General features: G+C 37.3%; 13 protein-coding genes. 9 read left to right on the plus strand and 4 right to left on the minus strand.

Annotation, left to right across the window (positions count from 1 at the left end):
* Window positions 1-423: 423 nt before the first annotated feature.
* Together HP552_RS07505 and HP552_RS07510 are read right to left on the minus strand one after the other, a co-directional pair.
* Complete coding sequence (locus tag HP552_RS07505; RefSeq protein ID WP_095288530.1) at window positions 424-702, minus strand: hypothetical protein; 279 nt, start codon at window positions 700-702, stop codon at window positions 424-426.
* A complete protein-coding gene (locus tag HP552_RS07510; RefSeq protein WP_095288531.1) occupies window positions 689-1669 on the minus strand; it encodes a ParM/StbA family protein in 981 nt (326 codons plus the stop codon). Before HP552_RS07510 ends, HP552_RS07505 begins: the two co-directional genes overlap by 14 nt.
* A 796-nt stretch (window positions 1670-2465) precedes the next feature.
* Between HP552_RS07510 and HP552_RS07515 the strand changes: the two genes are divergently transcribed.
* The 3 genes from HP552_RS07515 (at window position 2466) to HP552_RS34875 (ending at window position 6550) form a co-directional block, all read left to right on the plus strand.
* Complete coding sequence (locus HP552_RS07515) at window positions 2466-3242, plus strand: hypothetical protein (protein ID WP_175394937.1); 777 nt, start codon at window positions 2466-2468, stop codon at window positions 3240-3242.
* A gap of 132 nt (window positions 3243-3374) precedes the next feature.
* The gene (locus HP552_RS07520) at window positions 3375-5102 is read left to right on the plus strand and encodes a hypothetical protein (protein ID WP_175394938.1); all 1728 of its coding nucleotides are present in this window, start codon (window positions 3375-3377) and stop codon (window positions 5100-5102) included.
* 512 nt (window positions 5103-5614) lie between these two features.
* A complete protein-coding gene (locus HP552_RS34875; protein ID WP_246310793.1) occupies window positions 5615-6550 on the plus strand; it encodes a four helix bundle protein in 936 nt (311 codons plus the stop codon).
* Window positions 6551-7574: 1024 nt separating this feature from the next.
* Here the strand turns inward: HP552_RS34875 and HP552_RS07530 are convergent.
* Entirely contained in the window at window positions 7575-8111 is a 537-nt protein-coding gene (locus HP552_RS07530) for a YkvA family protein (RefSeq protein WP_175394939.1), read from the minus strand.
* Between the two features lie 65 nt (window positions 8112-8176).
* Complete coding sequence (locus tag HP552_RS07535) at window positions 8177-10429, minus strand: dynamin family protein (RefSeq protein ID WP_175394940.1); 2253 nt, start codon at window positions 10427-10429, stop codon at window positions 8177-8179.
* A gap of 420 nt (window positions 10430-10849) precedes the next feature.
* Here HP552_RS07535 and HP552_RS07540 point away from each other — a divergent pair, with 420 nt between their 5' ends.
* The 6 genes from HP552_RS07540 to HP552_RS07565 all read left to right on the plus strand — a co-directional run bounded on the left by HP552_RS07540 (window position 10850) and on the right by HP552_RS07565 (window position 18384).
* Window positions 10850-11419, plus strand: a complete 570-nt coding sequence (locus HP552_RS07540; RefSeq protein ID WP_095288535.1) for a tyrosine-type recombinase/integrase — start codon at window positions 10850-10852, stop codon at window positions 11417-11419.
* Between the two features lie 175 nt (window positions 11420-11594).
* Window positions 11595-12389 (plus strand): TnsA endonuclease N-terminal domain-containing protein, encoded by a 795-nt coding sequence (locus tag HP552_RS07545; RefSeq protein WP_175394941.1) that lies wholly within the window; start codon window positions 11595-11597, stop codon window positions 12387-12389.
* A 23-nt stretch (window positions 12390-12412) separates the two neighbouring features.
* A complete protein-coding gene (locus tag HP552_RS07550; RefSeq protein ID WP_246310795.1) occupies window positions 12413-14539 on the plus strand; it encodes a TnsB C-terminal domain-containing protein in 2127 nt (708 codons plus the stop codon).
* On the plus strand, window positions 14532-16004 hold the full coding sequence (locus HP552_RS07555; RefSeq protein WP_175394943.1) for an ATP-binding protein: 1473 nt from the start codon (window positions 14532-14534) through the stop codon (window positions 16002-16004). The genes HP552_RS07550 and HP552_RS07555 overlap by 8 nt, the downstream gene beginning before the upstream one ends.
* On the plus strand, window positions 16001-17500 hold the full coding sequence (locus HP552_RS07560; RefSeq protein ID WP_175394944.1) for a TnsD family Tn7-like transposition protein: 1500 nt from the start codon (window positions 16001-16003) through the stop codon (window positions 17498-17500). The genes HP552_RS07555 and HP552_RS07560 overlap by 4 nt, the downstream gene beginning before the upstream one ends.
* 170 nt (window positions 17501-17670) lie before the next feature.
* A complete protein-coding gene (locus tag HP552_RS07565) occupies window positions 17671-18384 on the plus strand; it encodes a hypothetical protein (protein ID WP_175394945.1) in 714 nt (237 codons plus the stop codon).
* Window positions 18385-18587 lie beyond the last annotated feature (203 nt).

Raw genomic sequence — 18587 nt, forward strand, 5'->3', positions numbered from 1 at the left:
TGCTTTTATCATTACCTATACCGATCCTGACGGGGAAGAAAGGTGTTATGATCTTTGGTTAGACAAAGAGGACACTATATACCGTTTACAGACCATCTAATTGCTTGATGGTAAACCAGAAGAGGTTGGGCAGACTGTTGGGTACAGCAAGACAGAAATCACAAGGAAACTGATCGAGCTGTCAGCCTATGATAAGTTCCATATCCGTGAAATCGACTGAAAATAAAAGTTGTCAGGTCGTCGGAAGGGTGGTTTTCGGACTTTTTTAAGGATTACTGCCTAAGAAGTTTCCATCACGGCTTTTAAGAGGTAACACTCAATGGATCTTATTTGTAGTCGAAATACATGTGAATTGCTAAAAACCCTGCCGATAATGCTCAAATAGAGCAAAAAAGCAGGGTTTTCGTTTGAAAACAAGTGAAATCAGAAGAGTTGTGATAAAAGCTCGACATCTTCCTCTAAAATCTGGTGCTCAGGAGGGGGAGCGGACAAGGTTTGCGGAGCATTGCCCTGCTCCTGAAGGATCTGCAACACCATGTTCTTGATCTCTTTTTTTGATACGGGTGATTGCCCGCCGCCGCTGATAAACACTTCTAACGCTCTTGCAATATAGTCACTTTTATTCGTAATACCCTGCAAATGGTCATAAATATACTGATGCTCTTTCTTGAATGATATGGATAACCGATTACGATTTCCCATGATGTTTCGCCTCCAGGATTGTGAGAAAGCTCAATACGTTTGACATTTGTGGATCGTTAGATATAGCGGCGGCAGGATATTCTTGTTTTAGATGCTCCTTTAGCAATAACGAACCCCCACCTACGACTATGACTTCACTATTTGAAAAACTAACTTTTCGACTACGAGCATAGTTGAATATCTCCTTAACATGATTGGTCATCGATTGATCAACAATTTGTTTGCTTTCCACCATCTTCTCCCCGTTGATAATCAAGTGTTTGTCCCGATATATCGCCTCAACGTCAGAATCGGAAACGCTGATGCCGTATTCCGTTGAGAGCTTGTCCGCTATTTTTGAGCGAAGAATGTTCACCCCAAGATCAGCAGTGACCATTTTGTCGTAAATAGGAATCAGGTTGTTAAATTCCTGGATGTTGACATTAAGCGAGCCAATATCGAAGATCAATACCCGTTTCTGCCGATATAAATTTAGGTTGCTGTAGATGGGACCAATGCCTTCAGGGAAGAGGTGGATACTTTCAATACGGAAAAGAAACGGCTTGTTATTGACAATGATATTGATTGTATCGCCGTTGTTTCGGATGAATTCACTGAATTCGATCTTCTGTTTCTCATTTTTATACAGGCTGATCGGAATATTAACTGCCAATGAAATTTTACTTAACACGATGTTCTGCTTCGATTTTTTGAGCAATTGGGCGATAGCGAGATATATGCATATTCGATGCGTGTCAGTCTTTTTGCTAAGAGAAAAATCCATCTTGCTTTCTCCAAGCATGTTCCCCAAGAGATAGGTTTTATTTCCGAATTCAACCGAATATGAACCTGGTGTTAAGTCAGCCCCTAAGTTGCTGACTTCCTCAACTTTGGTTTCGAACTTGACCTTTTGTAGCGTCCCTTCCTTCATGATTCCCTTTGTAGTTGACTTGCCGCTGTCCACGGCGATTAGAAAATGGTTGTGCATGTTAGTAGCCCCCTCTTTAGTAGTTTTATAGATTATATGCACATTTTATCTGAGATAGTCGGACATGATCGCATGTTTTGGTCTAAGGCTGTCGGATAATGGGCGATGAAGTCGGACTTGGCGGGGGACGTGGAATTGACAGATAAAAAGGGTTGTTAGATACATCAGAGGGGTAAATCAACTTTCGGAATACATATACCTGTATATAAGGGCAAAAATTCTTCGATAAGTTTCTCGCATGCGATCTTCTGTAGGTAATTTCGCATCCATACCAGTAGATTTAATCGTCAGATAATATGTAGCATCCTCCTTATGCAACCCTCCAAAGAACATAAGCATTCGTCTTACGGTACAGGTTTCAATTTTCGCCTTCGCTTTTGAATCTTAGCAACCGTCTGCCTGTTTGTTGCCAGAAGTAATCGATCGTCATGTAGGATTTATACATTAACCTATATAGGAACGCCAAAATCAGCGTTTCAGGTTGCAATGAACAGCATTTGCGTAATGATTTTGGTATTAAGCATCAATTCAATTGGCTTGCGTTAAAGTTCCTGATAGTATGTCTTTCTTCAGTAGGCTTTCAAAGCCAAGAGGTTTTAATAGCTCATTATCTGCTGTCGCTGAATGAATATGAGAGGTCTGTCCACAGCGAACAGACTTCTCCCTTCCCCTCTCCCCAAGGATCCTCCTGTTGGCTATGTCAACCCCTGAATGCTCCGACCTGGTTCGACGCTTATTGCCACTCAGACAATTACTTTTTCCATATGATAGGGAGAGAGTGATAGGGGGAATAAGTATGATACAAACAATTGTCTGTGAGATAAATAGAGCGGAATACACGGTAAATTTAGTTTATCTGCGAGAAATGCTTAGCAGTACCATTGAGGAAGGGAAATTTTTAAGGCAAGAGCTGAATCAAATCGTAGGGAAGTACGGAGAGGATGTTGACTTTAGGTCTACAAAAGATGTCACTCGGTTTAGTAAGTTATTGCTTAGATCGGAGGATACTGAGGTGAGAAAAATTACGAATGAAGCCTTGGACAGATGGATTGAACAAACCAAGGATGTGTTTTTCATTAAGCTAAAGAACTACAAACGATGCCGTGATAGATATAGGAAGATAGCCACATTTATTAACTCGCTCTCAATTACTTTTGATGAATGGGGTAATAACTGCGTGCATGCTTTTATGGAGTCGAATTTGAGAACGGCAACTATTAACCCACAATTTACTGTAAACAGGATAGGCGGGATATCAATGTTACAGCCTGCCATGCCGTTTTCGATTACAGAGATGATGGGATTGCTAAGCTTCAATGTGGCGATTCAATTCGAGTCGAGCGATGAGATGGTAGGTTTTCTGAATAAGTATGGTGATATCATTTGGGGAGATTACATGGGGGAATGGTTGTTGGTTAGTGGAGAAGTATTATACGCCCAAATGATAGTAAGCGAATACGAGGTTATCCCGTTCTTTGACAGTGAGGATGAGATGAAGCGATTGATTGGGCAGTTCAATTTGGAGTATCGTAGACCATTAGCAATATCATCAAAGATCATTATCAAGGATTAATTAGCATGCCATGAATAAATGTTAAGCAAGGGGGTCAGACGCTATAGAACCACAAAGCCGTATTCAGGCATTGCAATCTCCGTTATCCTCTATATGCAACAGAACATAATGCAAACCGAGGGGGAGATATAAATGAAAGTAAAAGAGAGCTACTTCAGTGGACTATCAGAACAGATCATTAATAAAGCAAAATGGAGTCGAGATAAATTTGTGGTGTTTAATCATGAGGCAGGGACAGGCAAAAGTACAAGAACGCATCAGATTATCGGTGGAATGACGAAGAAGCAATCACATCGGGTACTGTATGTGCAACGGTTCCTTAAAGACGATGAGCTGAACAATACTGTGAAGGCTATTAATCGCAACGCAGGACGGAAAGTGGCAATTAGCATCACAGGAAAGGACACAGAGAAAGGTAAATCAACAGAAGTATTTGAACGTAGCCAGGTTATTTGTATTACTCATCAAATGTACATTCAGGTTTGTAAAGGGGAGCACCAACACTTGATAAAGGATCGGGATATTCTAATCATAGACGAGTTTCCAGACTTGCTTGAGAAGATTAATATATCAAATTACGAAATAGGTCTTCTTTGGACTGAATGTAGAAAAAGGAATGTACCTGCAATAGAGGAATGGGCGATATTGCTTCGTGACTTAATAGATGAAGGTAATGTAGCTAATAATGTCATGAGATTTACCGACTTTTCTGATGGTAAAGATCAGCACTATGAACCGATGATAAAATCTGCCATTAAAAAGTTGGATGACAAGAACTCGAAGATATATAAGGGTATTTTGAAGGAAAGTCTTCAACTAACAAAGAATGGTGGATTCTTGTTTGAAGAGGGGTTTCATACCTTTAATGACAACAGACAATTTGTACTCTTAAAGAATAACATCATTCTCGATGCGAACGCTGCGTTCGACTATAGGTATAAACTTTATGGCAAATTTGACCTTCATGAGAAAGAGAAAATGTACGATTATGCAAAGGATACATTACATCATATTAACGTTAAAACGACTAAGAACGCATTAAAGAAGTTCGAAAAATTTGTTCAAGAGGCGTTAAAAGAAATTCAACTTGAAGGTAAAACAGGAATTCTTTTCGTAACGGAAAAAGCAAACGTTGATAAATTAGAGAAAGAAATTGTTCAATACTTCTCAGATTACGGAAATAGCCTTTCAGAAATTGAAGGTAATTTAAAAATCAATATAAAGATCGACTATTTCGGTAACTTAATAGGGGTGAACCATTATCATGATTATGATGCCGTTGTTTTGCTTAAAACTCCTCACTATGATTATCTCACGTATGCCTTAACCTACCAATACTACATGCGGTTGACTGGGCAACCTGTTGAGAATGTTGAATTGTTCGAACATGAAATAGTGGAGGCTATTCGGAAAAGTACAGTTGCAGGTGAGATGTACCAAGCAATAAAAAGGATTAATCGGGACAATAGTAGGCGTGCAGATATATACGTTTTTGCCGATTTTCAGGAAGCTATAGATACGGTGGTTGAGCAATTGCCGAATATTCAGTACAACAAAAAGGATCTTGAGGAAAAGCAGAATACTGGGAGACATTATGACAAAACGAAGAGAGAGAAATCCACTAAAAGTGAAAAGGCAAGAACAATACTTCTCGAAGCTAAGAAAAGCGGTATAGAAATGATGCAAAAGCTGGAGTTGAGGAACTTGTTGGAGATAAAAAGCAGAGGAAATCTCACCAAGATACTGGATAAATTAGAGGCTTTCTTTAAAGAACACGGGATAAGTCAAACTGGTCAGCAAATTTGGTTTCACGATAATTTGAAGGATTTTGAATATAACAAACTTTGTGAGTCTGCTTAATAACTGAAGGGTGAAGCTTATGTTCTTGTTTCATGTAAGCTATACTCTTGTGTTGGACGTTCGAGAGAACTTGTTCTTATAGGTGTTAGGCTTTGATTGAGGGATATCATAAATGATTGATTAGATCTCTACAAGCAGATTTTATTTGAAACGATGGTTTTATACTTTGCGGGATATGATACTTGCATCCTAAAGGTTTAGGTTGCCATAAGGCAACCGTATATGTCAGTGATTGATGCTTAACTCTATGAAGATGATGCCAATTAATAAAAGTTGTATCGAAATTAGCAATTCCTTTTATATAGGAAGAATTCAATACAACTTTCTAAGTAAAACCCAATTGATGAAGCGGAAAACTCAAGGGATTTAAAGAACGAACGTCCAGATACAACTTTACTGTAGGATAACCTATACTCAAACGAGGTTCGACAGAAAAAGCCTTTTTACGAACTGCCAAAAAGGATAGAGTAATGTTATCAACAAATAAACTTACTACTGGGGGAATATAACCAATGCTATCGGATGGAACAATTATTGAGGGAAATGAAAACGTGAAACCATTAATTAGTTTGCAAGAAGCAAGTGAGACGATAAAGCAGTATAAAATGGAGAATCTCTTTGAACTCGCCTGGGAAGCGTACTCAAAGGAATGGGATCACGGCTATGCGTGGTTCGACTTTAAAAATGGGGAAATAGTGAGCGGTCATGAACATCTCATCGATCCGAAGCATTCCTATCTAATATTAATGAAAATAAGTGAGGCAGAATACCTATTTGAGTGGGACGATTATGATGAAGCATCCGATTTCGAGAAATTTAAGGATCGATTATCTTTACGTGATTGGTGTGAATTAAAAGGAATTGACCATCGGGAACGCATCAGAGATGGGGTACTGCGTGATCCACAAAGGTGGAATGAATATCACCAGTTACATTCTAAGCTGTATACTGGATTAAACGATTGGTATCGTAAGCATAATGTAACTGTTCAAACGGAGTATTCTACTCAAAGTTCTCAAGCCAATAAAAAAGTGAGGAATGGACAATTGGGTGAATCAAAGGAGAAAGATTATTTTTTGAGGGATTTCAAGACGTTGACCTTGTACAAGAAGGCAGTAGAACTTGAGGAGATAATTGATAAGTTGGCTGAATCTTTTCCGCAAGAGGAAAAATATCGCTTAACGGACCAGTTAATTCGTTGTACCACAAGTATAGGTGCAAACGTTGCGGAGTCAAATGGCGGTCAGTATGCTGGCAGGGAACGCTATCATCTCGGTGTAGCGTTTTCCTCGGCAAATGAAGTTAGATATTGGGTTGAGCGAGCTTTTCGCAAGACGTATATTGATCAAGTGACATTTGAGCGGTTGGATGAAATGACACAAGAGTTGAGGAGAATAATGGGCGGGATGTTCAAACGCTTAGATGGTTTGAAAGGTGAATCTGCTTAGAAGAATGAAAAAACCATGGAGGTCTTTGTTTCCATGGCGTACATAGATCTATTCAGTGTCTGAAATCTGATGAGATATTTGTCCAGGATTTGATGTGAGCGGCGGCAGTAGTCAGCAAGTTTGTCATAAAGGTTACTGTTACTGACCATTTATTATTAAGAATGGTCAACATTTTAATCAGTCTTTGGACAAGCAACTCCGTCAGCAATCGGATAATCGTTCCTCGAAATATTCGCCTTCTTGATCCTCTCACATTCTCTATGCTCCTCGATTAACTGAACATCATTTTCATCATCTAAACAAATAGGGCACCCACAAGGAGTATTGTCACTTCGGAATTTAGAACTCTAATTTTCTTGCCATCACCATCGCATGGGATATCATAAATATTCATCTGTAGATCCTCCTCTTCTGGCTTTTCCCAATACCGTTACCTTCCAAACTATGACGGGAATATATGTTCCTATTTGGTTGAAGATAGTTTAATCGACAATTAAGTTGTTAGCAATAGACGGTCAAACACATCAATATAAATCACACTTTATTGGTTATGTTGATTGTGCTATACTAATGTCAAAATTCATGTGCAAACACAGAGGTACTTCATCGAAGGTGAATTACTGGTAAAAAAACCAGTAACGTTGCCTAAAGATTGGAATACCTCTTCTTGTCGTCTGACAGGAAATTTAATGGAGTAGGAAGGTGCGATTCTCAGTGTGAGGGAAGTCTGAGAAGTAGAAATGATTAAAAAATGGTCTAAATAAGTTATGTACCGAGTTTCGAGTTGTTTAATTGATTTTTTGAAACGAAGGAATGCGGCTTCACAGATTTTGAAAATGAGAAACTCTCCACAGAACATATAGTTATGTTAAAAATGCCCCTGAAGTCATGGATCGCTTTTATTCGTTAATTTGTTCTGAAGGTTGTTGTAATAGTTGACTGTACGATCATAGTCTGCTCTCATTATACTTTAATTAAATTCATATAAGAGAACGGAGAGAATGCGTGATTCTCTCCGAACACTTTAGTTGAAAAAGTCCTCAGCTTGTTTCCGATGTTCATCCGTGATATGGGTATTTATGCTATTGAACGCTACCCAGAAAGCGGCGGCATCGTCAGTGTACCCAAGAATCAAGATGAAATCAGGAATTAAATCAATTGGAAGTACAACATATGCTAACGCACCAATAGCAATTGCTTTTGCTTTCATAGGTGTTTTAATATCGATCGCACAGTAATACATGGCTAATGCATCTTTGGCAAAGGGGATTTTTGATGCATGTTTTTTTAATTTTTTCAGAAAATTATCTTTAACATACTTTTCTTGCTCATTTGAATCTCCAATTTTTGCTATCCAAGTTTTCGTGTCAATTTTTTCATCTTTAGAATAGGCGTGGTCTGTTGCCAATGCAGTAGCTAATTCTTGTTCTGACTTATATACACTTAGTTCTACATCCTCACTAAATTTGGATTTACATGTACCGCAGATTGCTTGTGCAAAACTTTCAGTATAAATGTTATTGATTTGACCACAATTTTGACATTCCATTTGTCTAATCATCGTATATTATCCCCTTAAAAATGATGATGGAATCTAAAATTAATAAGAGATGAATATGAAGTCTGTTATATTGACATTGACATGTTTTGAGTAGGTAATGCCTTTAAGTTTTCACTGCCTTCCCAGGGGAGTTGTCCGAAAAAATCTTCTAACCCTTTATTTATTGTAATCATATCTTCAATTGTTCGTGGATCACTGGTTTCAATAATCGTTTTCAAGTTATCCAAGTGTTCTTCAATTTTTTGCAGAATTCCTTCGACAACTTCATTTAACCCAATCTTACTATCATCCCAAAACTTAGTGATTGCATCCGAATAAGAGTTAATAACCTTTTCCTTTTCCAGAGTTTTAATCACTTCTTTTGCCAACCTTTTTTTCCAACCATCACCAAAGAGAGATGTAACAATTGCAAATGCTCCAATAGCTAATGCTATACCAATAGTAATTGGCCCTCCAATCATGGCTACGAAAGAAGCCGCCGCCGCAGTTCCACCTACTGAAATTCCTAAAGCGCTCAGTAAGCTGACACCTTTTGCAACAAGAATATATCCACCAAGGTTTCCAACAGTTGCCGCCCATAATCCTAATCCACCAAGTACACTTGCTCCAGCGATTCCTCCTGCGAGTGCACCTTTAAAATCAAAGGGTATTTGAACGTTACCGACAGATATTTTACTCAATGAATTTGCTTTCTTCTCAACATCTTTAAAAAATTGAGTCAACATGGTGTTGAACTCTGAGGCACTGCCTTTAAGTATCTCCTGCATCTTTGCATAATAAAGATCAGAGATGTTGGAGAGAAGATACTCTTTAGCCTGTTTTTTATCGTAGTTTTTCTCATTAATTAAATTTATAATGTATTTTTCGGTAATGGTCTCCTTTTCCCAAAGTTTTATTTCGAGTGTGTTGCTTTTTTGGGACTTATCAATGAACGAGATAAGCTGGTTTCGAAGGGCGTTTATCTCCTCGAACTTTTGAGGCTTTTCTCTAACGGCTTTCTCATACTCCTTTTTGGAGTTTTCACGGTCTCGCAAAATGGTCTCATATTTTTGGACTTCATTTGCAAATAAGGTGCGAGATTCATTTTTAAAATCCTCAATAGCTTTGTTTAATCTTGCCTTTCGAATAGTAGGTAATGAATTTACAAGCAATTCTCTGAATGCATTTTCAAATTCTTCACGAAGAACTGGGGTATCAAGTGAGTACGAGAAAAATCTTGTTTTAAATATTTCAACAAATTCTCTTTTACTAACATTAAAGATTTGTTTAATCAATTCGTCAGAGAGTTGCTCTGAAAACGCAATGGATCTTGTTTCTAACACTTGTGGAATTTTTTCGGGACCTACAACGTGTGCCTGAGAAGCTATTACAAATAGATTTGAAAGCAATGGAACTTCTTTTGTGTTCAAAACTGGCAATGTGCGGATTACATCTTTTAGGAACAAAATATCAGATTGCTTATTTAAGAAACTGTTGCTCTGGCATAAGAACAAAACAATATCTGCCTCGTCTTTAGCCCTTTGCGCTCTAACCGTATCATCCATATCTTCAGTTCCGAAGCCTGGAAGATCAACAATGTCGCAAGACAGTAAGATGTTTGAATCTAAATAAACGACAGCAGAATCCACCTCTTTATGAAGTTTGTTTGAGTTTCTATTACAGTATTTTTCTAATATATCGTAGTTTCCAACGTGCAGAGCATGATCCCTGCAATACTCTATATCATGAATTCTTCTGAAATTCCAGCCTTTGTCATGAGCTTCTGCTTTGAAAATACTAACATGGTTTTCGCCCATCCAAGCTGGTTTGTCATTAATATGTTTCACGTAGACGGTTGATGACGTTGTCGGTGTCCATTGAGACAAAAGCGCATCAATTCCTGTAAGGCTATTGATCATTGTGCTTTTCCCAGCATCAGATGGACCGAGCAAAGCAACGAGGGGTTTTGCTCCGTAAATGTTAATTAAATCATCTAATTCAGATATTTTCTTAATAGCCGTCTGATATTCAGGTTTTTTCTTGAAAAGTTCCATTGTTGGAGCTATGTAATATTTTAAGGCGTTTTTCTTTAAGCTCTCTTCTCCATAAACATTAGGAATAACAAGGGCTTTAGGTTGTTCTAATTTAAAATTACTCAAAACATCGTTTGGTAGCATGCGAGCTACACTGCACAGATTCATAAAGAATTCGAGTGACATGTTTCCAGGATTACTTTCCATTCTGGAGATATAGTCTTGTCCGCATTGAAGAGCAGAAGCAAGTTCAGCTTGGGTGTATCCTAACTTTTCTCTAAGACCTTTTAGATCAAAATCTTTCATTTTAGCACGCCTTTCTACTGGGAAATTTATGTACAAGATATTTATACCATATTGCTTTTTAGATGTAAATATTGGATATGCAAAAATCCATATTATAATATACGAATAACAAAAAAAAGGATGCATCAGGACATATTTGATTGATTGGTCAGGTATCCCAGTTGATGCGAAATGACGAATCGAAGTGATTACTTGGTAAAATGATCGAACCTTACTTAATCTGATTAAGGAAACCTAAAAATCCTATAAAATAGGGATTTATAAAATTAGCCCAAAACACTTGGCCATTGAATCTTCCTCAAGGGTCCTGATACAATAGTTTTGTATGATTGGCATATTTTGAGGAAGAGAGTCCACCTTTGAAGATAGATTCTCGATTTCTTGACTTCAAATAAAGTGGGGCAGTGAGGAAGAAGACGAATGAAGATGGTTTACCCGATCCGAGATAAAAAACAGATTGAGCTTGTAAAGAGTTATCTGAAGTCAAGGAGCCTGAGAAATTATCTTATGTTCCAAGTCGGCATATCGTCAGCCCTTCGCATATCAGATATTCTGAGCCTTAAAGTGAAGCATGTATGGAATAACAAGCGACCGTCCGAGTTTATTGAAGTAAATGAGAAAAAGACAGGGAAATACAAGAGGTTTCCTGTAACAACTAATCTTGCGAAAGCAATTAAAGAATACGCCGCTGTTTATGACATGAGTGATTCAGAGTTATATCTGTTTCGAAGCAGAAAAGGAGAAAATAGACCGATCACCAGGCAACAAGCTCGTGATATATTAGATCATGCATGTGATATGTGCGGAATTCCCGATAAGTTCGGGAGCCACGGTCTTCGGAAGACCTGGGGGTACTTCGCATTTAAACAGGGCATTTCGTTGGACTATATTTCTATAGCCCTAAACCATAGATCAATCGCTGAAACCAAACGATACCTTGGTTTACTTCAAGAAGACTTGGATGATATTTATTTTCAGATCAATTTATAATAAAGCATGAGTTTTCAAAATTACTTCATGTCATTCTTAATAAATTCATATGCAATAAGTGATAAAGCATTGAATTATAGGCTATGCCGCAAAAAAAAGCGGATTAATTGCCTGTAATACCAATGTTTTTTTGCATTGCATGTTAGGCAATGGACGGCTACTTGGAGGTAAGATTATGAGCGGTTGGAACAAGGAGAAACTTCAGAGATATATTAAAGAAGGAAGAGGGCAAGGGGAAAAAGCCTCCTATATTCCATGGACGAAAACGCACGAGTTCTCCTCCAAGGGAAGAGCAACGAGAATATTTGGAATTAAGACTCAACGTATACACCATCTTCACTCAGACAATCAGTTAAGGGCATTCCATATGTTTGAGTGGGAAGACAACGTAATTGATATAAGAGAAGGTTTTCCATTGTTGGATGTTATGGAGGTTATTGATAACAAAGAGAACCTTCGATTTGATAAATTCCGTGATAAAGAGTCTGGAGAACAGCTGGTACTGACAACCAGTTTCCTTTTAACGATTAGAGATGCAGATGGAAAAGAACGATATCTTGCAAGAGCTATAAAAGACTCATCCGAATTAACAAGAAAAATTACTTTTGAAAAACTTGAGATCGAGAATCGATACTGGAGAGCCAAGGGAATAGAGTGGAGAGTAATAACGGATAAACAGCTTTCAAGACAGTTTGTTAAAAATATTGAGTGGGTTAGAGAGACATTATTATCGAACGAACAATCGGATATAAATAAAGATCAGCTATCCGATATGTTATTGAATCATTATCTTCTGAGCAATCCAGATTCAGTTTTGCGGGATAGTTTAAGGGATTTCGACAAGAAGACTGGAGCAAGTAATGGTACAGGACTCTATTTATATCGATATTTAATAGCCAAAAAAGCAATTAGGGTTGATATGAGTAGAAAGTTCGATACAACGGCAAGAATTATAGATCTACTAATGTGATGGGGGGGATTACTGTGAAATTCATGGAGAATATGCTGTTTAAATATGGTGATGGTAAAGTCATTAGAATTCTACATATTAATCGAGTTTCTTCAATTATATATGTGATCGATATGGCGAGTAATAGATGGGCGTATCCTCTGAAGATGGATGAACTGAGGCGGTTTCAGGAGCAGTCAGAAATTATACTGTTGGAAGAAGATATCTATTGCAGAATTTTTATCGAAGAGGATTTAAGCGATGCGGAGAAGAGGAAGAGGGAGCATGCCTGGGGGATCGTAAAATACATACTAAATAATGTCGAAACTGAAGAACATCTGTATCTCAGTAAATATAGAGAACCAGCAATTAAGGAAGCGATGCAGATGTTTAAGCTGAGCTATAACGGAGTAAAAAACTTGTTAATTCGCTATTGGCATGGAGCACAAACTAAAGATAGCTTGTTACCAAGCTATCATAGATGCGGGGCTAAGCGAAGGGAGAGAATTAGCGGGAACCATAAGCGTGGAAGACCACGTAGCGGTGAAAGAGGCATCGGCATAAATGTTGATGATAAGATGAAAAAGGTTTTTAAGCAAGCACTCAATAGGTATTACTACTCTGAACGTAATAATTCCTTGAAAATCACTTATGAGCTGATGCTCAGGGATTCCTTTGTTAAAGATGAAGTTGAACAAAATGGGATTAAATTACCCGTACTCATAGACAAGTCCCATTTACCGACCTATCAGCAATTTTTGTACTGGTATAAGAAATTGAATAATCCTAAAAAGGAGATCTCAAAAAGGAAAGGAACCAGAGCATATCAACAAAATTTTAGAACAATCATTGGCGATTCAACACAAGATGCAGGTGGAGCATGCGGATCGCTTTTGCAGATCGACAGTACGTTATTCGATATCTACCTTACATCCAGCGTATCAAGGGATTTAATTGTAGGTCGCCCAATTGTATTTCTGTGCGTTGATGTGTACTCACGCCTCATTATGGGTATTAACATCAGCTTTGAATCATTAAATTCGTATAGCGGGGCAATGGTTGCACTCGCAAATAGTATGTCATCCAAGAAAGAATTCGCTTCAAAGTATGGCATAACTATTGAAGACAAAGATTGGCCCTTCTGCGTACCACTCAGAGTAATGGCAGATAGAGGTGAACTTGTTGGCAAACAGATTGAGAATGCCATACAAGGTTTGGGGATTACGATACAAAACAGCCCGCCATATCATGCAGATTATAAAGGGATAATTGAGGTTGCATTTGCAGTAATGAATTCGAGAGTGAAGCCCTTTGCTGAAGGTGTTGTGATTAATGGAAAGGGTTTTAAAGAGAGAGGTGAGTCCGATCATCGATTGAGGGCAAGTCTATCAATTGAGGATTTTACTAAAATCATTATAAAGTGCGTGCTGTTCCATAATAAAAACCATGTCCTTAATGATTACGTGTTAGATGAACTAATGATAGAAGAGGGGATAGAAAAGATACCCATCCAAATTTGGAATCATGGATTAAAACATAAAAAAGGGCAATTGAGGGTTTTGTCAGAAGAGATGATTAAAACTCACCTCTACCCAATCGACCGTGCTTTGGTTTCTGCCAGAGGAGTATCTTATAAAAAGATGCTGTACGCTTCGGAATATGCATTAAAAAATCAATGGTTTGAGAAAGCTCGTATAAATGGTAGCTGGAGAGTAAATATCTGCTTTGATCCACGGGATTTAACAAATATTTATGTGATTGGTGAGGGTGACGAAGGTTTAATCAAACTGACTCTATTAGACCATTTATTAAAATATGAAAATAAAGGAATTGAGGAAATAGAACAAATGATTAAGCATGAACAAACAATGGATGAGAGGAGCAAGGAGAGAGAGTTGCAAGAAAAGGTTCATCTCTTTGCTGAAATTGAACATATTGTCGAAGAAGCAAAGAGGAAAACAGCATCCGAAAGGGATTTTGGTAAAAGTAAATCACAAAGATTAGCGGGTATAAAGGAAAATCAACGACAAGAGCGTTTATTTCAACGGGCAAAGGAATTCCATGAAACATCAATTGTTGAAACGATCGATGTTCATGCCGAAGAATCAGATAATGAAACAGAGGACTTACGAATGTTTTTTAATAATGATGATGGAGATTACGATGAATAAAATCTATCTACCCAATGGAATGGAAGCTCAGGAAGCCCACTATAATGAGTTTCCGATTGAAGAGTATAACACAAATCCTTATATTCAAGCTTTACCCCCAATCGCAGATAAGAAGACAATTATCAGAAATTTATTGACCGTTCCTAACTTTAAAGAAGAAGAGCGTCAACTGGATAGCTCATATAGAGTGCATATTGTTAATCGATTGTATAAGCTTTTTCAGCCTTTACCTCAACATGTCCAAATTTGGAATATGGTATTTTCGCTTATTTCTCAGGGATACTTGGCGAGAAATCCATTTAATAAGGAATACCGCAGATATGTGAATGCAACGGGTAAACAAATTATTAATAGATCGTTTGATATCAATAGTAGAACGGATTTTAGAACAACAGCAAGTTGTGGGCTTGTGATTGGCTATTCGGGAATGGGAAAGACAACTACAATTAATAAGATTCTAAGTAACGTGTCATCAGTAATTGTGCATGATACTTATAATGGTCAACATTTTAACCAAACACAATTGGTTCATATAACCTTACAAACACCGCATAATGCAAGCCTAAAGGCACTTTCACTTCAGTTTTTTATGAAAGTAGATGAAATACTTGGAACTAATAATTTTAAAAAGTATGTATCACGAAATCTAAGTGTTGATGCGATGCTCCCTCTAATGGGGATTGTATCACAAAATATCGGTCTTGGTTTGATGGTGATTGACGAAGTTCAACATTTGCAAAACCGTGGTGTACAGCAGATGATGAATTACTTTGTTACTCTTATGAATTCGTTCGGTGTACCCGTAATTTTTATTGGTACACCAGCATCGTATCCAATTTTCCAAAATGAATTTAGGATTGCAAGAAGAGTAACGGGGAGTGGCGAGGTAATCTGGAATAACATGAATAATGACGAGGAGTTTCGTTTGTTTTTGAATTCAATATGGAAATATCAATGGAACCGAAAATTCACACAACTAAATGATGAATTGATTCAGATTTTCTATGAAGAAACTCAAGGGATATCGGATCTCATTATCAAGTTATTTGTCAACGTCCAACATATGGCAATCCACAGTGGAAAAGAAGAGTTAACAGTTGATATTGTGAAAAGAACGGTTAGAGACAATTTTAAAATGATGAAGCCAATGCTGGATGCACTGCGATCAGGCAACCCTTATAAAATCGCTAAATATGAGGATTTGAGGAAAAGTGAACAGAAAAATAATATTAGAAGCGAGGTGTTAGCTCAGCCAACGAAAAATTATAATGAAGCGAGAACCAAGGAAAGAACTGTAGCAACTTCAAACAAGCTCAAGAACAAAATGAAACAGGAATATGAATCTAATGATATAAGATTAATCCTTGACCAAGCTAATAAGTCGGGTACACCTGCATACCAACTATTGATAGAACATGGCTATATTGATGAAATGACATATAAGCAAGGTGATCTAATTGTATGATGAATTTTTTGCCGATCTTATACGAAGACGAAGTGCTCTATAGTGTTGTGGCACGATATAAAAGAATGTGTGGGATGATAAGCAAAACAGCTCTCATTCGGGACGTATTTGGCGGAAAAACAGCATTCAAATCAACGTTGTTTCCGCAACATCTGAACAAACTGATAGAAAACTTACCCTGTAATTCAAAAATAGAGGTACACGAACTTATCAGAAATCACACACCTATAAATTTCTATACTGCCTTTTTATCCAATCAGCATTCTAAAACTGTTGTAGATGGAATGATCAAAGGAAAAGGAACTGGAATTGAAGCCCTGGTTGGTATCGCAGGAAGCAAAGTGAAATTAAATGATTATCTGAAGGTCTGTCCTAAGTGTTTCATAGAGGATAACGAACACTTAGGAGAAAGTTACTGGAGGAGATCCCATCAAATTGTTGGGGCATTGTTTTGTTTAAAGCATGAAGTTCCTTTAGTAAACAGTAAGGTAGGATGTTCAGATAATATTGTTGATTTTATTTGTGCGGATGAGGATGTCTGTGATTTGGAAAATATCTTAATAACTAACTACTCTGAAGAAATAAAGCGGCTAAATCTGAAATACCTTCGTAATGTTTTCTATTTACTAAACGTTAATGAGGAAAGAAAAGACCTTTCCTTTATTAACAATTACTATATAGACCGATTACGCGAGAAAAACCTCGCCTCAAAAAGTGGGAACTTGTATATTAAAGATTTGGTAACAGCGTTCGTGAATTATTACCCAATTGAGTATTTAAATCTTATGCAAAGTGCTATAGATATTAATAACGAAACAAACTGGTTGAGGCTTTTTGTAAGAAATAACAATAAGAATAGAAGTCCACTAAGACATCTTTTACTGTTAGAGTTTCTTGGCTTAGAAGTCGCAGACTTATTCAATTGTAGTTCAGCAGTAGGAAGAATTCCATCCAAGTCAAATCGAAAACCCATTTATGAGTTAAGTGAACGAAGGAGTAAATGGATAAAGCTAATACAAGATAATCAGGGGGCTACGAGAGCTGAGTTAAAAGTAATCGGGAAGGGGCTTCATACATGGATTATTGCTCATGATAGAATTTGGTATGAAGAAGTAACACCCAAGATTCGAAAGAGAGAGAATAAAAAAGCAGTAATTGATTGGAACCAAAGGGATGAAGAGTGCTTGAGGCTTGCAAAAGAGGCGGTTAAGACACTTCTAAATAATGATGGCAAACCAATTAGGATTGTTCCAGCAAGCATTAGAAGAGCCGCAGGGGTTAAGAGATGGTTTCTTCACAAAAAGTTAAGCAAGACATGGGAGTATTTGCTGGCAGTCACAGAGGATATAAACAGCTATAGAATCAGAAAAATTAAATGGGCGATAGCAGAATTAATGGAGAAGCAAGGGAAGGCAACAGTTTATCAAGTTCAGTTGTATGCAGGGTTTGGAGGCAATAATAAAGAAATTAAATTAACTATAGAGCAATTTTTGTAGTTCTAAAGCAGATTGATTTTGGATATGACTCCAATAAAGAAGGAAATGATATAAAAGGGAGAGAGAGTACGTGGGGTCAAGATACAATTGAATTTCTAATTGATGATTTCTTGAAGTATATAGGAGGTATAAGTATCACAGCATTAGTAATGGGGGCTATATTTCTTATTTTGAAAACTACTACCAATTCAATGATAACTTCAAGTTTTAATAAAAATCTTGAGAGCCATAAAGCTGAGCTAACAAAAATGATTAATGCCGAAACTGAACAAAAGAAAAGTGAATTAGCTAAAGTAAATGATAAATTTAGAAATGAGCTTAATGCAGAAATTGAAAAACTCAAACACGAACAACAAAGAGCATTTAAGGACTTCGAGCTTTATATATCCAAAAAACATGAAAGGTATCCAGAGGTGTATAAAAGTATTGAAATTGCATATGGGGCTATTTTATCGTTGCACGGTAAATATAGGGACTTGTCCTTTGAGAATGTAAATAAAGACGATGTTAAAGCTTATTTAGAGATGGAAGGTGTAACAAAAAAAGATATGCAAGAAATAATGGATCTTTGGGTAGACGGTGAACCCAATGCAGATGCCGTCATGCGAATTAATTCGGTGAGAAGGAGAATAAAAATCAATTCAGCTTATGAAAGTTGGTCTGATGCGAACGATACTTTAATTTTCAACGAATTATATCTCTCAGAATCCGTTTCTGAGCAAGCAAGAAAGGTTCTTAATAAGTTATGGGAATACCTTGATTTGGAGGAGATATACGGTTGCTCATATGAGGAAATACTCGGTGGTTCTAATGTTAGGGAGCAAGAGAAAGAAAAGTTGAAAAATGTTATGAAGACTGAATTATCTCAAGTAGTATCTCTATAAATTTGTGGATTATGTTTGCGAAATCTTATAAATCCTATTTCCCCAAACCTATATCCCTACTATGTAGAAAACTAATAAACACCTGCTATTCATAATAAACCTGTGCTAAAAATCGAATAAAGACGTGATAAAATCGGGGAGAGGAAGAGTGGAGAAGGGGGAAAACCCAGATCCATCAAGCCTTTCCCCTGTTTTTCTATCAA

Source organism: Paenibacillus xylanilyticus (assembly GCF_013359935.1).
In the GTDB taxonomy this organism is placed as follows: Bacteria; Bacillota; Bacilli; order Paenibacillales; family Paenibacillaceae; genus Paenibacillus; species Paenibacillus xylanilyticus.

Excerpts from the sequence above, each read along its gene's own strand:
- HP552_RS07515 (WP_175394937.1), top strand. The coding sequence starts at position 2,466 with ATGATACAAACAATTGTCTGTGAGATAAATAGAGCGGAATACACGGTA.
- HP552_RS34875 (WP_246310793.1), top strand. The coding sequence starts at position 5,615 with ATGCTATCGGATGGAACAATTATTGAGGGAAATGAAAACGTGAAACCA.
- HP552_RS07555 (WP_175394943.1), top strand. The coding sequence starts at position 14,532 with ATGAATAAAATCTATCTACCCAATGGAATGGAAGCTCAGGAAGCCCAC.
- HP552_RS07505 (WP_095288530.1), bottom strand. The coding sequence starts at position 702 with ATGGGAAATCGTAATCGGTTATCCATATCATTCAAGAAAGAGCATCAG.
- HP552_RS07550 (WP_246310795.1), top strand. The coding sequence starts at position 12,413 with ATGGAGAATATGCTGTTTAAATATGGTGATGGTAAAGTCATTAGAATT.
- HP552_RS07510 (WP_095288531.1), bottom strand. The coding sequence starts at position 1,669 with ATGCACAACCATTTTCTAATCGCCGTGGACAGCGGCAAGTCAACTACA.
- HP552_RS07545 (WP_175394941.1), top strand. The coding sequence starts at position 11,595 with ATGAGCGGTTGGAACAAGGAGAAACTTCAGAGATATATTAAAGAAGGA.
- HP552_RS07540 (WP_095288535.1), top strand. The coding sequence starts at position 10,850 with ATGAAGATGGTTTACCCGATCCGAGATAAAAAACAGATTGAGCTTGTA.
- HP552_RS07535 (WP_175394940.1), bottom strand. The coding sequence starts at position 10,429 with ATGAAAGATTTTGATCTAAAAGGTCTTAGAGAAAAGTTAGGATACACC.
- HP552_RS07530 (WP_175394939.1), bottom strand. The coding sequence starts at position 8,111 with ATGATTAGACAAATGGAATGTCAAAATTGTGGTCAAATCAATAACATT.
- HP552_RS07520 (WP_175394938.1), top strand. The coding sequence starts at position 3,375 with ATGAAAGTAAAAGAGAGCTACTTCAGTGGACTATCAGAACAGATCATT.
- HP552_RS07560 (WP_175394944.1), top strand. The coding sequence starts at position 16,001 with ATGATGAATTTTTTGCCGATCTTATACGAAGACGAAGTGCTCTATAGT.